The organism is Streptomyces xylophagus (genome assembly GCF_000716435.1).
In the GTDB taxonomy this organism is placed as follows: Bacteria; Actinomycetota; Actinomycetes; order Streptomycetales; family Streptomycetaceae; genus Streptomyces; species Streptomyces xylophagus.
In genome coordinates this window covers 1-516 of the sequence record NZ_JNWO01000129.1, presented here as the reverse complement: position 1 = coordinate 516, position 516 = coordinate 1, and the positions used below count along the sequence as shown (strand labels likewise).

At 69.4% G+C, this 516-nt stretch carries 1 protein-coding gene; it reads right to left on the bottom strand.

Going from position 1 to position 516, the window contains the following annotated elements:
• Nucleotides 1-165 precede the first annotated feature (165 nt).
• Nucleotides 166-516, bottom strand: a 351-nt coding sequence (locus OO70_RS50610; protein WP_043688370.1) for a hypothetical protein, incomplete at its 5' end; no start/stop codon positions are given.

The following is a 516-nucleotide window of genomic DNA, read 5'->3' as shown; positions in this document are numbered from 1 at the left end:
AGGCCGCTCGACTGACCGCCGTCGCTGCTCGGGTCCGTCTGGCTCGCCTGATACCAGCGCCATGCCACGTACACCCCGGCGAGCCCTGCGGGGATCAGGATGTACCGCTTCTTGACCTTGCCCGCGCCGGGGACGTCCACGGTGCCTTCCAGGAACTCGGGCACGTCAGACCACCCCGTCGACGGGGACGCCGTAGCCGCCCGGGACAGCCGACTCCCCGAGCTCGGTCAGCCACGGGTTCGCCGCCAGCTGCCCCATGCTCGGGGTGTTCGCGTAGGCACCGCCGACCAGCGGGTCCCGCGAGGTGACCGGCGAGGTGCGCCGGTCGTAGGTCTGCGGGGTCTTGTCCTGGTACATCGGGGTGTGGACGAAGTAGTCGGTCTCGAACCCCCAGTGAACGCGGGCACCCCACCGGTTGGTGTAGTTGTCGCCGTCCGGGTTGCTGGAGTGGTAGCTGTTCGTTCCGCCGATGAACTTGTCCGCGCCCGCCCCGGACGGCTCCGCCCACATCTCTTT